The sequence below is a fragment of the Streptomyces griseoloalbus genome (assembly GCA_014650015.1).
GTDB classification, from domain to species: domain Bacteria; phylum Actinomycetota; class Actinomycetes; order Streptomycetales; family Streptomycetaceae; genus Streptomyces; species Streptomyces griseoloalbus.
The window spans coordinates 150,152-166,713 of the sequence record BMUD01000007.1; the positions used below are offsets into that span (position 1 = coordinate 150,152).

General features: G+C 71.5%; 16 protein-coding genes. 7 read left to right on the forward strand and 9 right to left on the reverse strand.

The features are described 5' to 3' along the window. Positions 1–354: 354 nt before the first annotated feature. From IE178_RS13115 to IE178_RS13130, 4 genes are all read right to left on the reverse strand, one after another. Positions 355–786, reverse strand: coding sequence for an SHOCT-like domain-containing protein (locus IE178_RS13115; RefSeq protein ID WP_193512373.1), 432 nt, complete (start codon positions 784–786; stop codon positions 355–357). A gap of 20 nt (positions 787–806) precedes the next feature. After that, positions 807–1,067: a hypothetical protein gene (locus IE178_RS13120; RefSeq protein WP_193512374.1), complete on the reverse strand. Its 261-nt coding sequence runs from the start codon at positions 1,065–1,067 to the stop codon at positions 807–809. Then, the gene (locus IE178_RS13125; RefSeq protein WP_318280017.1) at positions 1,064–1,453 is read right to left on the reverse strand and encodes a DUF2089 domain-containing protein; all 390 of its coding nucleotides are present in this window, start codon (positions 1,451–1,453) and stop codon (positions 1,064–1,066) included. Before IE178_RS13125 ends, IE178_RS13120 begins: the two co-directional genes overlap by 4 nt. A gap of 72 nt (positions 1,454–1,525) precedes the next feature. Then, positions 1,526–2,749, reverse strand: coding sequence for an acyltransferase family protein (locus tag IE178_RS13130; protein ID WP_193512375.1), 1,224 nt, complete (start codon positions 2,747–2,749; stop codon positions 1,526–1,528). Between the two features lie 160 nt (positions 2,750–2,909). Between IE178_RS13130 and IE178_RS13135 the strand changes: the two genes are divergently transcribed. From IE178_RS13135 to IE178_RS13150, 4 genes are all read left to right on the forward strand, one after another. Then, positions 2,910–3,854, forward strand: coding sequence for an RNA polymerase sigma-70 factor (locus IE178_RS13135; protein WP_184766236.1), 945 nt, complete (start codon positions 2,910–2,912; stop codon positions 3,852–3,854). A 91-nt stretch (positions 3,855–3,945) separates the two neighbouring features. After that, positions 3,946–5,193, forward strand: coding sequence for an NAD(P)/FAD-dependent oxidoreductase (locus IE178_RS13140; RefSeq protein ID WP_193512376.1), 1,248 nt, complete (start codon positions 3,946–3,948; stop codon positions 5,191–5,193). A gap of 150 nt (positions 5,194–5,343) precedes the next feature. Further along, positions 5,344–5,553: a hypothetical protein gene (locus IE178_RS13145; RefSeq protein WP_193512377.1), complete on the forward strand. Its 210-nt coding sequence runs from the start codon at positions 5,344–5,346 to the stop codon at positions 5,551–5,553. 32 nt (positions 5,554–5,585) lie between these two features. Next, positions 5,586–6,410: a hypothetical protein gene (locus tag IE178_RS13150; RefSeq protein WP_193512378.1), complete on the forward strand. Its 825-nt coding sequence runs from the start codon at positions 5,586–5,588 to the stop codon at positions 6,408–6,410. A 36-nt stretch (positions 6,411–6,446) separates the two neighbouring features. Here the strand turns inward: IE178_RS13150 and IE178_RS13155 are convergent, their stop codons facing one another. Beyond that, positions 6,447–7,049 carry a hypothetical protein gene (locus IE178_RS13155; RefSeq protein WP_184766232.1) on the reverse strand — a complete coding sequence of 201 codons (603 nt, stop codon included), beginning with the start codon at positions 7,047–7,049 and terminating at the stop codon, positions 6,447–6,449. A 134-nt stretch (positions 7,050–7,183) separates the two neighbouring features. Next, a complete protein-coding gene (locus IE178_RS13160) occupies positions 7,184–8,575 on the reverse strand; it encodes a PE-PGRS family protein (RefSeq protein ID WP_193512379.1) in 1,392 nt (463 codons plus the stop codon). A gap of 183 nt (positions 8,576–8,758) precedes the next feature. On the opposite strand from IE178_RS13160, the gene IE178_RS13165 reads away from it, so the two are divergent. Next, positions 8,759–9,835, forward strand: coding sequence for a class I SAM-dependent methyltransferase (locus tag IE178_RS13165; protein ID WP_438874377.1), 1,077 nt, complete (start codon positions 8,759–8,761; stop codon positions 9,833–9,835). A 91-nt stretch (positions 9,836–9,926) separates the two neighbouring features. Further along, the gene (locus IE178_RS13170) at positions 9,927–10,775 is read left to right on the forward strand and encodes a DUF2182 domain-containing protein (RefSeq protein WP_193512381.1); all 849 of its coding nucleotides are present in this window, start codon (positions 9,927–9,929) and stop codon (positions 10,773–10,775) included. 25 nt (positions 10,776–10,800) lie between these two features. Here IE178_RS13170 and IE178_RS13175 read toward each other — a convergent pair whose 3' ends face one another. Then, on the reverse strand, positions 10,801–11,463 hold the full coding sequence (locus IE178_RS13175) for a DUF1326 domain-containing protein (RefSeq protein WP_193512382.1): 663 nt from the start codon (positions 11,461–11,463) through the stop codon (positions 10,801–10,803). A 262-nt stretch (positions 11,464–11,725) separates the two neighbouring features. Beyond that, positions 11,726–13,042: a COG1361 family protein gene (locus IE178_RS13180; RefSeq protein WP_193512383.1), complete on the reverse strand. Its 1,317-nt coding sequence runs from the start codon at positions 13,040–13,042 to the stop codon at positions 11,726–11,728. Positions 13,043–13,839: 797 nt separating this feature from the next. Here IE178_RS13180 and IE178_RS13185 point away from each other — a divergent pair. Beyond that, positions 13,840–15,159, forward strand: coding sequence for a DUF5933 domain-containing protein (locus tag IE178_RS13185; RefSeq protein WP_229876074.1), 1,320 nt, complete (start codon positions 13,840–13,842; stop codon positions 15,157–15,159). A gap of 178 nt (positions 15,160–15,337) precedes the next feature. Here the strand turns inward: IE178_RS13185 and IE178_RS13190 are convergent, their stop codons facing one another. Beyond that, the gene (locus tag IE178_RS13190) at positions 15,338–16,111 is read right to left on the reverse strand and encodes a polysaccharide deacetylase family protein (protein WP_193512385.1); all 774 of its coding nucleotides are present in this window, start codon (positions 16,109–16,111) and stop codon (positions 15,338–15,340) included. Between the last annotated feature and the right edge of the window lie 451 nt (positions 16,112–16,562).

The window sequence follows — 16,562 nt, forward strand, 5'->3', positions numbered from 1 at the left end:
TTTCTCGGACCGTAGGGGCGTTGCCGTGGACGCGTCAAGGGCTTTGACGCTGAATCAGATTCACACTGATGAACATGCCGGAGCCCTCGTCGGACGAGCGGTACGGAGGCCGGCCGGTCGAGTGGCCTGCGGCACGCGGACACCGGCGAACAGGTGTCGGCGCAGGGGATGCGGATGGCCGTACCGGCGTCGCAGGGGCTGATCAACCGCGCGACGGGCCGGCGTCTGTTCGTCTCCCCTGCTGGCGGCCCCGCGCGCCCACGTCCGGTGAGGTGCCGCCGGCCCCCGCACCGGCCGGGCGGTCCTGCCCGCACGGGGGGCGAACGCCCGCGGCCGCCGGTGTCGTGGCAGGTGTCACTCGCAGAACACCCGCACCTTTCCGTCGGGGTCGTCGACGTCGACGGTGACCTCGTCGAGCTGCTCGAGGAGCTCCTCGAGGTGCTGCGGCTTGAGCTCGGTGAGGTCGATCGGCACCCCTGACTTGTGCATCTCCGCGTTGATCCTGGTGAGTGCCTGCGGAGGGACGAGGCTCGTGAGCCGGACCCCCGCGCGCAGCAGCTGCAGCGGGATCTGGATGTCGACCCGGCTCGGCCCGTCTCCGCCGGCGTCGTCCGTCGAGTGCACCACCACGCGCAGGTACTTGGGACGGGGTTTCGGGCGGGGCGTGGCTCCTCGCGGCGACTCGGGCCGTTCTCGTTCGAGGGCGTCGATCAGCCGCTCGGCTTCGTCCGCGGTGATCCTGCCCTCGGCCAGCATGTGCAGGATCCGGCGTCGCTGCTCGTTCATGGTTGTTGTTCCCCTCCGACTCATCTGACGCTTACCAGCACGGCCGTTTTGCCCTGCTCGATCTCGAACCGGGTGCCGGGCAGCGCCCACAGCAGTCGCCCGGTGCCGCGCAGCGCGCCCACCGGACTCACCCGGGTGGCCAGACATGCGATCAGTCCGGCCAGTACGGCGAGCAGCAGCAGCGGTGACAGCACGAGCAGGACCGGCAGGACGGGGATGTACAGCCGCCGCCGACGGCCGTCGGGACGGCGGTGGCGTACCGTCACCAGCTGCGGGATCACCGGGTCCGCTCCAGCTCGGCCAGCGCCTCCTGGGCGCTGATCTCCCCCCGCTGTAGGCGGTCGATGACGTCGGCGCCGGTGGGTGTCGGGTCGGTGTCGACGAAGTCGAGGTGCTCGGCGATCCGCTTCAGCCGGGACTTGATCGTCGGGTAGCTCACCCCGAAGATCCGCTCCATCTCCTTGATCGAACCGTGCGACCGGACGAACGCGGCGACGAACACCTGGTCGTCGACGCCGAGTTGTGCCAGCTGGGGCGGCTCGAACCGGCCCTCGACCGCGACACCGCTGCCGACCAGCCGGACCCGCTCGACCACGAACGGCTGCCCCTGTGTCAGGTCCGTCAGTTCCTGCCAGTCCACCCTCGGCTCCCCTGCGCTCGGCGACATGCTCGCTGTTCATTTGTATCTTGAGATTCTTAAGATGGCAACGCGTAAAACTTAATTTTCCTGATGCCGCCTTCAATGGCTCGGGCGGTTGCGGGCCCGGCGGAGGAAGGGTGCCTCGACGAGGTAGTACGACAGCAGGGCCATCAGCAGGGTCAGGACGACGGTGGCCGGCAGCCGTCCCTCCTCCATGCCGAGGGAGGCCAGCAGCCGTACGACGGGGTAGTGCCACAGGTAGATGCCGTAGCTCAGGTTGCGGCCGGCCCAGGCCAGCGGCGTCAGCGACAGGAGCCGTGACATCCAGCCGTCGGGCCGCAGTTCGAGACCCGCGACAACGGTGGCGGAGAGCACCGCCACCCCCAGGAACCCGGCGGTGTACCAGGCGGCCGTCCAGCTCCCGGAGTCGGCGGTCACCGGCATCCGCCAGGCGACGAGCGCCAGCAGTCCGAGCGAGGGCCAGGCCAGCCGGCCCGCCCAGGTGCGCAACGGCACCAGCCGGGGATCGTCCGCGCGCAGCCGGGCCAGGACCACGGCGACGAGGGCGCCGGCCAGCAGTTGGTCGGCGCGGGTGTCGGTGCCGTTGTAGATGCGGTGGGCCGCGTCCGGGGCCCACAGGGCACAGCGCCACAGCACGGGCAGCGCGCACAGGGCCGCCGTGCACAGCAGCACCGTGCGGGCCCGGGTGTGTCGCAGCAGGGCGAGCAGCACGAGCGGCCAGAGCAGGTAGAACTGCTCCTCCACACCCAGCGACCAGGTGTGCGCGAGCGGTCCGGTGACGTCGGAGTAGGGACCGGACTCCGCGGCGCGTACGACGTTGACCAGGAACAGCGCCGACACGCCCGCCGCCCGCCAGGAGTCGGCGAAGCCCCACAGCGAGGTGGTCACCGACAGCGCCGCGCAGACCGCGCACAGGGCCAGCAGCGCGGGGACGAGCCGGAGCCAGCGCCGCCGGTAGAAGGGGAACAGGGCGATGCCCCCGGTGCGGACGTACTCGGCGAGCAGCAGCCGGGTGATGACGAAGCCGCTGAGGGTGACGAAGAGGTCCACGGCCACCGAGCCGCCCGGCACCAGGTCCGGTGCCACGTGGTAGACGAGCACCAGCGCGACCGCGCAGGTGCGCAGTCCGTCCAGACCGTTCACCCGTCCGCTGCGCGCGAGCGCGGACGGAAAACCCCGGCCTGCCGCCGGGGTGGTGGGTCTGCGGACGCCGGCTCCCGCCGTCTCCTTTCCCGGATCGATGTCCGGACCGACGTCCGGATCGATGTCTTCTGCGGCCGTCGAGTCCGGTGCCTGGGCCATGAACGAGATCGCTCCCCACCTGCCGGCTGCGTCGGAGTGACTCGGTGCACCTGTCCAGAAAGTACGCCCGCATGCCCTCCCGGCACTCACCGGTCCGCATCGCCGGACGGGACCGCCCCGCGCCCGGGCCGTCGCGCGCCGCGCGGGCTAGGATCCGGTCATGGCCCTGACCATGAACGACGTGGACCGGTTCATGGCCTCCAGGCCCCGTCTGGAGGCCATCGCCTACCGCCTTCTCGGCTCCGCGAGCGAGGCCGAGGACGCCGTGCAGGAGACGTTCCTGCGCTGGCAGGACGCCGACGTCGACGGCATCAGGGTCCCCGAGGCCTGGCTGACGAAGGTCCTCACCAACCTGTGCCTCAACCAGCTCACCTCCGCCCGTGCCCGGCGCGAGACCTACGTCGGCGCCTGGCTCCCCGAGCCGCTGATCGCCGGGGACCCGATGCTGGGCCCCGCCGACACCGCCGAACAGCGCGAGTCGGTCTCGTACGCGGTCCTCGTCCTGCTGGAGCGGCTCTCCCCGAACGAGCGGGCGGTGTACGTCCTGCGGGAGGCCTTCGACTACCCGCACCGGGAGATCGCCGAGGTCCTCGACCTCACCGAGGCCGCGAGCCAGCAGATCTTCCACCGCGCCAAGAAGCACGTCGCGGACGGCAAGGCCCGGACCGAGATCGACGAGGCCGCCGCCCGGCGGATCGTCGACGAGTTCCTGACGGCCGCGACCAGCGGCCGGACCGAGCCGCTCGTGCGGCTGCTCACCCAGGACGCCGTCGCGGTCGGCGACGGCGGCGGGAAGGTCCCGGCCCGTGCCAAGGCGTTCGAAGGCGCCCTCGCGGTCGCGACGTTCATGCGCGGCCTGTTCAAGCCCGGCAAGGCCAAGCGCGACCTGGTCGGCGGCTCACCCGGGATCTACGCCACGACCGCCAACGGCGACCCCGCCCTCGTCGCGGTGCTCGACGGGCGGGTCGTCGGCATCATGTGCCTGGAGGTCACCGCCGGGCGGATCGCCGCCATCCGCAGTCAGGCCAACCCGGACAAGCTCGAACGCGCGACCCGGGCCTGGGCGGCGACGGACCACGGCGAACCCCTGCTCATCGCCTTCTGACATCATGTGACCGGCATCACATCGCACTCCTGTCAGGAAACGGCGGGCCGCCCGGTTCAAGGGGCGAACCCGCCGATGACAGGAGCCCGCCATGCAGCACCGCATCATCGTCCTCGGAGCCGGATACACCGGAGCCATCGCCGCCGGACGCCTCGCCAGGCGGCTGCACCGCGAAGACGTCGCCATCACCCTCGTCAACGCCGAGCCCGACTTCGTCGAGCGCGTCCGGATGCATCAGCTCGCGGTCGGCCAGGACCTCGTACCGCGCCCCCTCGGCGACATGCTCGCGGGCACCGGCGTGGAGCTGAGGATCGCGAGGGTCACCGGCGTCGACGTCGACCACGGGACCGTCGCCGTCCGCGACGCGAACGGCGGCGGGGAGTCGGAGCTGGCGTACGACACCCTCGTGTACGCCCTCGGCAGCGGCTGGAACGACCAGGGCGTCCCCGGCACCGCCGAGCACGCGTACGAGATCGCCAGCCGCCCGGGAGCGCGCCGCCTGGGCGAGCGGCTGAAGGGCCTGGAGGCCGGACAGCCCGTCCTCGTGGTGGGCGGCGGCCTGACCGGTCTGGAGGCCGCGACCGAGATCGCCGAGGCCCGACCGGACCTCGACGTCTCCCTCGCCGCCCGCGACGGCCTCGGCGACTGGCTCTCGCCGAAGGGCCGCCGGCACCTGCGGAAGGTCTTCGACGGACTCGGCATCACCGTGCACGAGCACACCCCCGTCACCGGCGTCGAGGCCGACCGCGTCACCACCGCCGACGGCACCTCCGTCCCGGCCGCGGTCACCGTGTGGACCACCGGCTTCGCCGTCCACCCGATCGCGCGGGCCACCGCTCTGGAGGTCACCGACACGGGTCGGATCGTGGTCGACGGGACCATGCGCTCGGTCTCGCACCCGGATGTGTACGCCATCGGCGACGCGGCCATGGCGATGGGCCCCGGCGACAAGCCGCTGCGGATGTCGTGCGCCTCGGGGACCCCCACCGCATGGCAGGCCGCCGACTCCATCGCGGCACGCCTGACCGGCGGGAAGCTCCCGAACGCGCCGCTGCGCTACTACAACCAGTGCATTTCGCTGGGCCGCAAGGAAGGGCTGATCCAGTACGTCACCGCCGACGACCGCGCCGTCCGGGCGGCCCTCACAGGACGGCTCGCCGCCGTCTACAAGGAGCTGGTCTGCAAGGGCGCGGCCTGGAGCGTCGCCAACCCGACGCTCGGGCTGCCGACCCGGCGCCGCCGCGTCCTGCGGGACCAGCTTCCGGCGCGCGCGCAGGCCGCGCAGGGAGCGGTCGGCTCGGCGGGATCGGCAGGTGCGGCGGTCGAGGCGTCGGCCTGATGCGCACCGGCCCGGGCGCCCTCGATCCGCAGGCGCGCCCGGGCCGATGACGTCGCGGGCCGACGATTTCGCGGAGGACGGGGAGGACGGGGAGGACGGGGAGGACGCGGAGAACGCGGACGACGCGGAGTCGTAGGAGGTGAGGACCGCGTGAACCGGACACCGGGAGCCGAGACGGGCAGGGCGGTCATGGGTGCGGTGGTCTCGCCGGACGGCTTCATGGCCGACGAGGACGACGGCGCCGGACCCCTCTTCGACCGGTGCGGCACCGGAGACGTCGGCTGGACCTTCCCCGGCGGTGACGACGCGTTCCGGACCACGCAGGCGTCGGCCGGCTTCGTGCCGCGCCACTGCCGCTAGCCTCGAGCCACCCACCCGCGGAGGATGTGCTCATGCCCGGTTACGACAGTTCGAGGTCCCGTCTGCGTCTGGCCGATCGCCATGTCCGGGTGCTGACCCGCCTTGCCGAGGGGGAGACCCCGAGTCCGGAGCTCTTTGCGTCCCTCGGTGAACTGCAGGAACTGGGCCTGGTCGGCGAGGAAGGGCAACTCTCCCCGCTGCTGCGTGAGTTGGTCGAGGCGCTGCGGGATCCCGTCCTCGTCATCAGTGTCGAGATCACCGGCGAGCCCGGCCCCGTGCACCACGGCGTCATCGTCGGCCGGGACACCGTGATCGCCCACGAGGGCTGGCCGGGCGAGGAGGAGTCGGAGTACATCCCGGTCGAACCGAGCACCCTCGTCTTCGAGCTCGCCCGCATGGTCCATCTGCGTCGGCGCGGTGCCGAAGAGCAGCCGCTGACGCCCCGCGTCGAATCGACGATGAAGGCACTGGACGCCGCCTTCGCCGTGCTGTCCGCCCCCACCGGAGAACCCGAGGAGGACCGGACCGCGGTGCGCGAGGGGCTCGCCGGTGCCGGCACCACCGGGGAGACGGCTGACACGCTGGCGGAGCTGGTCCTCGCCCTGAACGCGTACTGGCGGGTCACCGTCGCCTGGGACGGACAGCACGACGGTGGGCACGCGCCGATGCTCCGCAGCCTGGCGGTCTGGGACTGCGGCGCCCAGGGCTACTGGATCCGCGAGCAGCCGGAGGAGCCGATCCTCCCCGGCCAGGTCACCCCGGACAGCCCCCTGCACCTGGTGCGCTCGGGGGCCGGGGAGATATGGCGCAAGCTCACCGACCTGCTGCCGGAGAAGGAGGAGCTGAGCCCGCGCTGAACGACGCCGGGCACGGTCCGCCACTCCGCCCGGTCGCTATTCCGCCCGGTCCGAGAAGTGCTGCATCAGGGCGAACGGGGACGACAGCGCGGCGCCGCCCAGGGTGAGCACATCGGTGTCCACCTCCACCAGCACGATGGCGATCGCCAGGTCCACGGCGTCGGCCGGGCCGGTGGCCGTGCCCGTACTGGCGGTCCCGGCCGACGGGACGTACGGACCGGGCTCGATCGCCACCCGGACGCCCTCCCGCTCCAGGACCCCGGCCTTGCCCAGGCCCTCCACGGAGTAGACGTACTCCCGGCCCGCGTAGGCGATGCGCAGCGCCCGGTCCTCCTTGCGCAGCGCCCGGGCGTTGAACCGCAGCTCCGCGGGCCGGCCGTCGAGGGTGAGCTCGGCCTTGAACAGCGAGGCCCGCCCCGACCGGCGCTTCCCGCGGAAGGTCGTCTCCGGGAAGGCGGGACCGCTCAGCCGAACGGTGTCCAAGCCCTTGTCGAGCGGCCGGTGGAGCGGGCATCGCTCCACGGTGACGGATCCGAAGTGCCCCACCTCCCCCCGCACCCCGGACGTGGGCAGCTCTTTCTTCGCGCTGACGCTGTACGGCGTCAGTTCGAACCTCAGGGACTCACCGCTCGTATCCATGGCGACAACTGCTCATTTCTCGCGTAGGTTCTTCCGGATCTCTGCGTCTCGCCGCACCGCGGCCCGGCGGTGCCGCCAGGGCCTGTCTGACAATTCCCGCCTGCGGGCGGCGACGCGAATCGTCAGTACTGGCCCTAGTCAAACGGATTGAGCGCGCCGCCCAGTTTCTTGGCGCCGTCGGCGATGTCGTCCCCGATGTCGCTCGCCTTGTCCCCCACCCAGTCGGCTGCCTTGCCGGCGCCTTCCGTGATGTCGTCCCAGTGCTCGACGACCTTCAGGCCCCCGTAGACGATGCCGGTCCCCACGGCGAGACCGATCGTGACCGGATTGGGTGCGACCATCGCCGCGGTCAAGGAGGCGTTGAACCCGACCTCCGCGTAATTGGCCAGGTAGCCGGCCTTGCTCTTCTCCCACTCCTTCGCGTGGTCCATGGTGGCGATGTTGGCTACGGAGAACGCCGTCGCGCCCGCCGACCCGACGATGCCCGCCCCCCGCCACAGCCCCGCGGTCTTCGCGGCCGCGCCGAACCCACCGGCCTTCCCGACCGTCCAGAGGCTGGCCTGCCCCGCGCGGGTGACCGCCTGCCCGGAGTGGGTCAGCCCGCCGTACACGCGGGCCATGTCGTCCGACCCGGCGAAGAAGTTGATGGCCTGGTTGGGGGTGAAGCCGAGCAGTTTGGCATTCATGAAGCCGCGACGGCGCAGCGCGTCGAACCCGCCGCCCCAACGGTCGCCGAGGAAGCCGGAGCTGAGGGGCACATTGGCGACCCGTTGGTACGTCCGGCTCCGGGAGGCCATGGTGCCGAGCTGTCCGGGAAGCCAGCTGCCGGGGGCGGTCAACGAGCGGATGGGCGGGTTGTAGTTGCCGAGCTTCGTGCCCGCCCAGCGCAGGATGGGATTGCTGCCGGCCGCGGTCCACCGCGCCGCGAGGGCGTCCTTCATGGGCCCGAGCTTGCCGGTCTTCACCGCGTTGCCCAGCAGCACCTTGGTGCCCGCGAAACCGCTCGCCGCCACCACCTGGGTCGCGGCCGCGACGTTGAACACGTCGGCGCCGAACTTGATCATCTCGGTGAGGGTCTCTTCGTGCGGCTCCAGGCCGGGGATCCTCGAGATCGCGTGCGCCTCGAGGCGGGCGATCCAGTCGCCGAGCTTCTCCCCCGGCTGCCGCGCCAGCTCCTTGGCGTTCGGATCGCCGCTCGCCGCCACCGAGTTGGCCAGCAGCAGCGTCTCCGGCTTGATCCCCTCGCCCTTGTACGTCTCCAGGTCCTTCGGCGTGAACCCCGCCCACAGCAGCCCGGCCGTCGGGTCGCCGTTCTCCAGGCGCAGGATGACGGCCCGTCGGCGAAGGTCCTTGGCTTCGCTGCCGGCCCAGGACCTCATCGGCTTCAGGGCCGACAGCTGTCCGCTCACCCCCAGTCGGGCGGCGCGGGTGAAGGCCTCGTCCAGACGGTCCTCCACCCCACCGCGCCCGTCCAGGAGTTGGGCCAGCTGCTCCAGATCCTCGGGATTTGCTCCCCGAAACGACATTCCTGCCCCCGTCCCTCAAGAGCCGGTCCGGCCTTCGCCGTCAGCGGCTCAGAACATGTTGCCAGGGCGAAGCGCGGCTGTCGTGGGAAGTTCCCCGACGTGAAGTAGAGCATATGATGACAAAAGCGGTCATCGGTCATGGGTGGTGACGCGTCGCAACCCGGTGAAGGAGCGGTCATGTCCATGCGCGGAGAGCACCAGGCGCCACTGGATCCCGCAGAGCAGGAGGCCTTCGCCGCCGAGGTGGCCGACGTCCTCAACAAGGCGGCGCTGGCTCTGCTCACCGGCGTCGGCCACCAGTGCGGCCTCTTCGACACCCTCGCCGGCCTGCCGCCGTCCTCCAGCACGGACATCGCCGAGGCGGCCGGCCTCGACGAGCGGTACGTCCGCGAGTGGCTGGGCGGCATGGTCGTCGGCGGTTTCCTCGCGTACGACCCGGAGGGGGGCACCTACACCCTGCCACCGGAGCACGCGGCGTCGCTGACCACGGCGGCCGGGCCGGACAACCTGGCGGGCACGATGCCGTACATCGGACTCATGGGCGAGGTCGAGCAGCAGGTCGTGCGCTGCTTCCGGGAGGGGGGAGGCGTGCCGTACTCCGCCTATCCGCGGTTCCAGGCCCTGCAGGCCGAGGAGACCGCCCGGGTCTACGACCTGGCGCTCGTGGACACGATCATGCCGCTCGTGCCGGGGCTGCCCGAGCGCCTGCGCGACGGCATCGACGTCCTCGACGTGGGCACCGGGCAGGGCCACGCGCCCCTCGTGCTGGCGAAGGCCTTCCCGGCCGGCCGCTTCCACGGCCTGGACCAGTCGGAGTCCGGCATCGGGGCCGCGCGCGCCGAGGCGGCCCGCGCCGGTGTGGACAACGTCCGCTACACCCTCGCCGATGCGACGCGGATCGACGGCGAGTACGACCTCATCACCGCCTTCGACGTGGTCCACGACCTGGCGCGGCCGGCCGAGACGCTCACGGCGATCGCCCGGGCGCTGCGGGACGACGGCACGTTCCTCATGGGCGACATCGCCGCCTCCAGCAGGCTGGAGGAGAACATCGGGCATCCCTTCGGGCCCGCGCTCTACGGATTCTCCGTCTTCTACTGCATGACGACCTCCCTGAGCACGGGCGGAGCCGGGCTGGGCACGGTCTGGGGCCGGCAGACGGCCGTGCGCATGCTCGAGGAGGCCGGGTTCGCGACCGTCGACATCAAGTCCGTGGAAGGCGACCCGATCAACGTCTACTACGTCGCGACCAAGCACTGACCGCTCCGTCCCGCGGGCGGGCGGTCCTGTGCGCGGTCGCGGCGCACCGGGATGCGTGCTGTCCTGGAACCAGCCACAGGAGTACACGCCGATGCGCCGCAGCCGGACCTCCCCCCTCGCGTCCGCCCGGTCTCCCACGCAGGCCGGATCGGGGGGAGGCCTGTTGCCGGCCCGGGATCTCGCCGTCTCCTGGTTCCTGATCGTCCTGATCGCGGTGCCCGCCTGGGTGCTGACGCTTGGGCAGGCCCGGGACATGGGGGTCGAGCCCGGCACGATGGGGATGGCGCTGCCGCTGTTCCTGCTGCTGTGGGTGACGATGATGGCGGCCATGATGCTGCCGTCCATGGCGCCGGTGGCCCTCACATGGGTGCGCGGGATCGGCCGGCAGTCGTCCGGCGGGAGGCGGACCGTGCGCACCGTCGAGTTCGTGGGCGGGTATCTGCTGGTGTGGACCGCCTTCGGCCTGCTCGCCTACGGGGCCCTGGCCGTCACCGGCGGCCTGGTGGACGGCCGTCCGGCCGCCGGACGCTGGATCGGCGCGGCGGCCTTCCTGCTCGCCGGCCTGTACCAGCTCGGTCCTCTCAAGAACGTCTGTCTGCGGCACTGCCGTGACCCCATGAGCCAGCTGGTGCGTTACGCCGGGTTCCGGCCGTGGGCCCGCGACCTTCGGGTGGGCGTCCATCACGGCGGCTACTGCGTCGGCTGCTGCGCGGGACTCATGGTCGTCCTGGTCCCGCTCGGCGTGATGAACGTGGCGGCGATGGCCGGGCTGGCCCTGGTGATCTTCCTGGAGAAGCTGTGGTCCCGGGGGCCGCTGCTCTCCCGGGCCGTGGGGCTGGTGTTCCTCCTGCTGGCCGTGCTCGCGCCGTTCCACGACTGGCTGCTGCCGGGGCTGCGGGCGTCGATGCCGGCGATGGGCGGTATCCGTCCGCTCTTCTAGTCCGGTCAGGTCCGGTCGGGTGCGGTCAGGTCCGGTCGGGTCCGCTCCAGTCGAACGGGAAGTACTTGCTCGACTTCCCCGAACGTTCCCAGGAGAAGCCGAACGCGTCGGCGCGGTCGGCAGTGGCCCGTCCCCAGGTGGCGACCTGGCCCGGCCCGACCTCGGCGCCCGGGGCGTTGTGGACCTGGACGCGTGCGCCGTCCGGCGTCGTCGGGCCGGTGAGTGCCTCGGCGGTGGCCGTCACCCTGCCGGGAACCTCGGCCCGCCAGGTGGCGAGGTCCTCGTCGATCTCGACGTGGACGGGAGCGAAGTCCATGCCGCGCATCTCAGGGTGGAACATCTCCCCGAACTGGGCAGGCCAGCCGCCCGCCTCACCGCCGAAGATCGCCCCGAGCGCGCCGCGCTGCCGCTCGTCGGCTCGTTCGTCGAAGAAGACCGCGGCGTACGGGTCGGTGTGCGTGCCGGCCCAGGGGTTGCCGGTGAAGGAGCCGAGCATCAGGACGTTGAGATCGTCGAGCCGCACGTCACCGAAGCTGCCTTCACGGATGTGCCAGACCAGCACGCCTTCGCAGTCGCCGTAGGTCGGGGGCTGGGCGAACGTACAGGGGCACGGTATGGCGCAGTTGCACACATCGAACCAGTCACCGGTCAGGTGCCAGCGGGTACCGGTGGTGACGTGATCTGTCATCTCGCTTGCCTCCTGCCGAGCCGGAGGGCTCACTCGCAGTGGCGGGACCGCGTGTCCCGAGCTCGCGCCCGGGGTGGTCGAGGCGGCCTCCCCTCCAGCTTGCACCCCGCGTTCCCGGAGGGGAACCCAGCCGTCGAGGAGTGCGCGGGCGCCGCCCGAGAAGGTGACGGGCCTTTTGCTGCCGCCCGCCGGCCGTCTTCGGGCCGTGCGAAACCCCCAGGTCGCTGACCTGGGGGTTCCTGCGAGTGGGCCGCGGGCAGGGTCACTCGGAGGCGTTGAGCACCAGTTCGGCGTGGGCGTTGTGCGGCTTCGGGTCGTGGGGTGCCTGCCGCTCGGAGGCGTGGAGCGTGACGGCACCGGTGGCGTCCGGGACCACCCGGTCGACACGCAGTGTGAAGGGGAACTGGATCCGGTCCGTGGGGGTGGACCAGTGCCGGAGTTCGCACCGGTACGTGGCGGCTCCCTCCGCCCGGCAGTTCTCGGGTGCCGAGACGACCGAGGCGCCCTCGGGCACCGCCAGGGTGACCGTGCCCACCGCGTCACCGGAGCCGACGTTGGCGAACCAGGCGGGACCCCGGTTGCGGAACCCGATCGTGGCCGTGACCGTCTCCCCGGCCGCGCCGGTGACCTCGTCGCCCTGGACGGCGAAGTCGGCCGTGTTCACCGCGGTGACCGACGTGCTGGTGAAGTTGTCCTCGGGGTTCCGGTCCCGCGTGCCCTCGAGCGGCTGGACGCTGACATCGAGCCGCTCGAACAGGGCGTGGGACGCCACGGTGAGCCGCAGTGGCTCCGGCAGGGTGACGGTGGCGCCGGGCTCCACGACGGTGTCGAAGGCGCAGTCCAGCAGGCCGCCCGGCATGTCCTCGGTGTCCAGGACGGGCGGGGTCCAGGCGCAGCCCGGGTAGGTGGTGGGGAACTCCAGGCCGTAGGTGTTCCACACCCGGAGACGGAAGCCCTTCGCGACCGCGTCGCCGTGGTTGGTGACCGTGACGGGGACGGTGAGGGAGGCCCCGGGGGCGACCGGTCCCACCGGCGCCGGCTCGGTCAGGCTCAGGTCCGGCGTGGGTACGGACTCGACCGTGACCGATGTGCTGCCCCAGTGGGTGGAGAGCACACCGTCCGGGCCGTCGGTCTCGGCCTGCCCGCGGTGGCCGATGCTCAGCTCCGCACCGGCCGGGGCGCCCTCCAGGGTCCGGAGTCCGAGGGTGACCTGGGGCCCGTCGTAGGTGCCGCCGATGTCGCCGACCTCCCAGATGTCGCACACCGCGGTGGTGCCGGACCCGGCCAGGAAGCAGGTGTCCGGCACCGAGACCTCGGCCACGCCGGCCAGCTCCGACAGGTCGAGGCTGAGCACGCCGTTGGCGACGTGGTAGTCGCCGTTGTCGTGGTACAGGCCGAACGACAGCTCCTGGTACGAGCCCGGAGTGGCGGACAGCGTCACCCCCTCCGGGGACTGGACCCACAGCGCGTCGCTCGCGGCGGAGGCCGGCGCGGTGCCGAGCACGGTGGCGCTCAGTGCCGCGGCTGCGACGAGCGCGTACGCGCCGAGCCGTCTTCTGCGGCCGGTGGCGGTCTTCATGGCAACTCCCGGGTTGTACGGGGATCCATCCCGTGGTGACGGTCCTGGGGAGGTCCGCACGGAGTGATCGTTTCCGCTGTTGGACGGCCACGACCTGCCAAAGGTTGTGCCGGGCAGGGGCGTTGCCGCGGGCGCCGGCGCGGGCGCTGATGGGGGCCGACGGCGCCGGCCTCGACGCGCGACCGCGCACGGTGCGCGGGAGGCCACCGCCAAGCCCGATGACCAGCGTATTGACCTGCGCAGACGGGCTGTGTTTCGCTCGGCGTGAGGGCCTGGGGGCACCGCTGTCGACGGTGGTTGTCCGCTCTGACGGGCACACCAAGGGCACGAGCGGCGTGCAGGGGCGGGATCGAGGGGGGCATGAGGTGTCTCGGGGCCCGGGGAGCCACAGCGGGGGCACGGACGAAGCGACCGCATCGCATGCGCCTTTACCCTGACCGGCCGACATCACCGCTGCCGCCCCGCGGGTTCCCGCGGGCGTCGCCCGCGACGATGTCCGCCTCGCCCCGCTCGGGATCCCGTACCCGGAACCCGTACCCGGATCCCGTACCCGGATCCCGTACCCGGATCCCGTACCCGGAACCCGGACCCTGATCTTTCCGTCTTGCTTCGACGGGCTGCTCTTCGTAAGAGGAAAAGCGTTCCGGCCGGAAGGTGACGAGCGAAACCGCCCTGACCTAGCCAACAACTAGCAAAGCAGCCAGGAATTGAAACACATACCACCGCAGGACCTTTCCCGAATAAACCGAAGAACCGCGCTCTCTGTTTGGCGTCGACCACGGGCGAGAATCTGGGCCGTGGCGGGTGTCGTGGCCCTCGGATTCCTCATCGCATTGGAGTTCGCCGCGCGTCGCTACGGCCTCCCGGGGCCGATCACCAACCAGGTGCGAGAAGTGATATTCGCCCCCAAGTCGGGCGGTCTGCTGTACGCCGCCATGGCCTTGATGATGGTGGTCCTCACCTGGCGGCAACGGTTCATCGCGACAGGTGCGGCGATCGGTATCGATATCGCCTTCCTGGTGATCCGGTGGGCGTTCGACGTCCGGACGACCGGCGGCCACCCCTTCGGCAACGGCGCGCTGTGGGTGATCCTGGGCTGCGCGGTCCTCGCCGTCACGCGCCGCACCGGCCGGGAACGGGTCCTGCTGTTGAAGGGCGTGGGGCTCGCCCTGCTCCTCATGGCCGGCCGCAAGACCGGCGACACCTGGCTGCTCATCACCTCGAAGACCCGCCCGGTGGTGCTCGACCAGTACGTGGCGACCGCCGATCACGCGCTGGGCAACCCGTCGTGGCTGGTGGGCCGGCTGGTCACGGCGACCGGCCCCATCGGCTTCAACGCCCTCGACTTCGTCTACGGTCAACTCGCGGTGGCCGCGGTCGTCGTCGCGCTGTACCAACTGCGTGGTGTGGCGGTCGAGCGCCGCTTCCCGGGCCATCACCTGGTGCGCACCTTCCTGGTGATCGGTCTCCTCGGGCCCGCCTTCTACATGATCTACCCGGTGGTCGGCCCGCTCTTCGCCTACGGCACCGGCACCGAGCACTGGGCGGGGGTCAGCCTGTGGGCGGAGGACATGCCGCCCAGCGTGCAGTGGGCGGCGGCCGACCTGTGGCCGCACACGCCACCGCCGATCACGACCCCGCACCCCATGCCGTTCGACGAGATCACCCCACGGAACTGCATGCCCAGCCTGCACACGGCGTGGGCCACCGCGATCTTCGTCCATTCCCGGAAGGGCCCGCGCGTCCTGCGCTGCGCGGGAACCGTCTGGCTGATCGCCACGCTCGCCGCGACGCTGGGGTTCGGCTACCACTACGGCGCGGATCTCCTGGCCGGCGTGGTGTTCGCGCTCACGATCGAGGCAGCTCTGCGCGCGTTCGACCGCGGCTGGGACCGGTCGGGGGTCCAGCTGGCCGCTTACGGCGCGACGGTCTTCGCCGCCCTCCTGCTGTCCTACCGCTTCCTGCCGGTGGAGATGGCCCGGCACCCGTGGGTGTCCGGACCGCTGCTCCTGCTGGCGACGGCCTCGGTGGTCTACGGCTACGTCCGGACCACCGCACTGTGGGAACCGAGGGCCGCACCGGCGCGGCAGCCGACACCGCAACCCGAGCTGATCTGAACGTGCGCGTGCTCTGCTTCGCCGCCGCACTCGGCGTCCTTGAGGAGGGCGGGGCATCGACCGCCCCGCCCTCCTCGGCCCGCACCCGTGTCCTGCCGGGCCGGCCGTCACTGCCGAAGCCGCCTGACGCGTCCGGGCCGGGGGACCTCGAACGCCGGGACCCGCCAGGTCCAAAGGCTCAGCGCACCGGGAAGCCGAAGGAGTAGCCCTGCTCCTTGAGCCAGGGCAGGATGCGGCGCAGGGCTTCGACGGTCTGGGAGCGGTCCCCTCCCGCGTCGTGGAAGAGGAGCGTCGGCCCGTTGGGGAGCTCCCGTTCGACGGTGGCGACGATGGCGTCGGTGCCCGGCCGCTCGAAGTCCTTGGTGTCCACGTTCCAGCCCAGGGGGCGCATGCCCCGGGAGGCGGCCAGCTCGCGGCTGTAGGGGGTGAAGGCCCCGCCGGGCGCCCGGTAGTACAGCGGCCGTACGCCCCCGGACGCCTCGGTGATCATGCGTTCGGCGTCGAGTATCTGCTGCGACTGGTAGGCCTCGGACTTCTGGTCCATGGCGGTGTCGTGCGACACCGTGTGGTCGCACAGCCGGTGCCCGGCCGCGACCACCTTCTTCACGAGGTCCGGGTGGGCCTCGGCCTGCGTCCCCGTCACGCAGAACGTGGCCTTCACCCCGTACTCGCGCAGCAGGTCGAGCACTTGAGGGGTCCACACGGGGTCGGGGCCGTCGTCGATGGTGATGTTGACGCCGCGCGGCCCCTCGTCCGAGGCGTGCGCGATGGTCACCGCGACCGGCTCGAGGTCACCGCCCGGCGTGGCCGACGCGGTCGCCTTCGGCGACGAGCCGTCCACGGCGTCGGCCTGCGCGGTCCACACCGAGGCACCGAGGGCGAGCGCCGTCACCCCGAGTGCCGCCCCGAGCACCTTGCCGTACCAGCCCCGCCCGCCGCCGTGCCGTGCCATGTCCGCCCCGCTTCCACGCAAGTTCCTCGTCGGTGCTCGGTCACTTCGAGACCACCTGGCAGGACGAAGGACAGGGGCCACGGGATGCGTCCGTTACCGATCACGGACAATCCCGGGGGCGTTCGCGGACAACTCGGCGAGCCGCGGCCGGCGGTTCCCGCGGCGGCATCGACGCCACCCGCGGTGTCGGCGGCGTCGGGCGGGGCGGAAAATCGCCGTCCCGGTGCTCTTTCCGCCCCGGCCGGATGGCGGGACCACCACCGTTGAGAACCAGGAATTCTCCACTCCATAAGCGGATTATCGATTCGGCGTCGTTCCTCTTTCCCCATCCGTCCCTGGCGGATCTGCCGTACGGCAAGGGGAATCCGGGCAAGTCGAATTCGCGTCAAGCAGTGCGATCAGTGTTTTTTGGACTTTGTCTTCCGGAGAAATCGAGAAACCGTTTCTCCAT

Coding starts and splice junctions, on each gene's coding strand:
- IE178_RS13125 (WP_318280017.1), bottom strand. CDS start 1,453: ATGTCGCCGAGCGCAGGGGAGCCGAGGGTGGACTGGCAGGAACTGACG.
- IE178_RS13130 (WP_193512375.1), bottom strand. CDS start 2,749: ATGGCCCAGGCACCGGACTCGACGGCCGCAGAAGACATCGATCCGGAC.
- IE178_RS13190 (WP_193512385.1), bottom strand. CDS start 16,111: ATGGCACGGCACGGCGGCGGGCGGGGCTGGTACGGCAAGGTGCTCGGG.
- IE178_RS13155 (WP_184766232.1), bottom strand. CDS start 7,049: ATGGATACGAGCGGTGAGTCCCTGAGGTTCGAACTGACGCCGTACAGC.
- IE178_RS13165 (WP_438874377.1), top strand. CDS start 8,759: ATGCGCGGAGAGCACCAGGCGCCACTGGATCCCGCAGAGCAGGAGGCC.
- IE178_RS13175 (WP_193512382.1), bottom strand. CDS start 11,463: ATGACAGATCACGTCACCACCGGTACCCGCTGGCACCTGACCGGTGAC.
- IE178_RS13150 (WP_193512378.1), top strand. CDS start 5,586: ATGCCCGGTTACGACAGTTCGAGGTCCCGTCTGCGTCTGGCCGATCGC.
- IE178_RS13180 (WP_193512383.1), bottom strand. CDS start 13,042: ATGAAGACCGCCACCGGCCGCAGAAGACGGCTCGGCGCGTACGCGCTC.
- IE178_RS13135 (WP_184766236.1), top strand. CDS start 2,910: ATGGCCCTGACCATGAACGACGTGGACCGGTTCATGGCCTCCAGGCCC.
- IE178_RS13140 (WP_193512376.1), top strand. CDS start 3,946: ATGCAGCACCGCATCATCGTCCTCGGAGCCGGATACACCGGAGCCATC.
- IE178_RS13160 (WP_193512379.1), bottom strand. CDS start 8,575: ATGTCGTTTCGGGGAGCAAATCCCGAGGATCTGGAGCAGCTGGCCCAA.
- IE178_RS13170 (WP_193512381.1), top strand. CDS start 9,927: ATGCGCCGCAGCCGGACCTCCCCCCTCGCGTCCGCCCGGTCTCCCACG.
- IE178_RS13115 (WP_193512373.1), bottom strand. CDS start 786: ATGAACGAGCAGCGACGCCGGATCCTGCACATGCTGGCCGAGGGCAGG.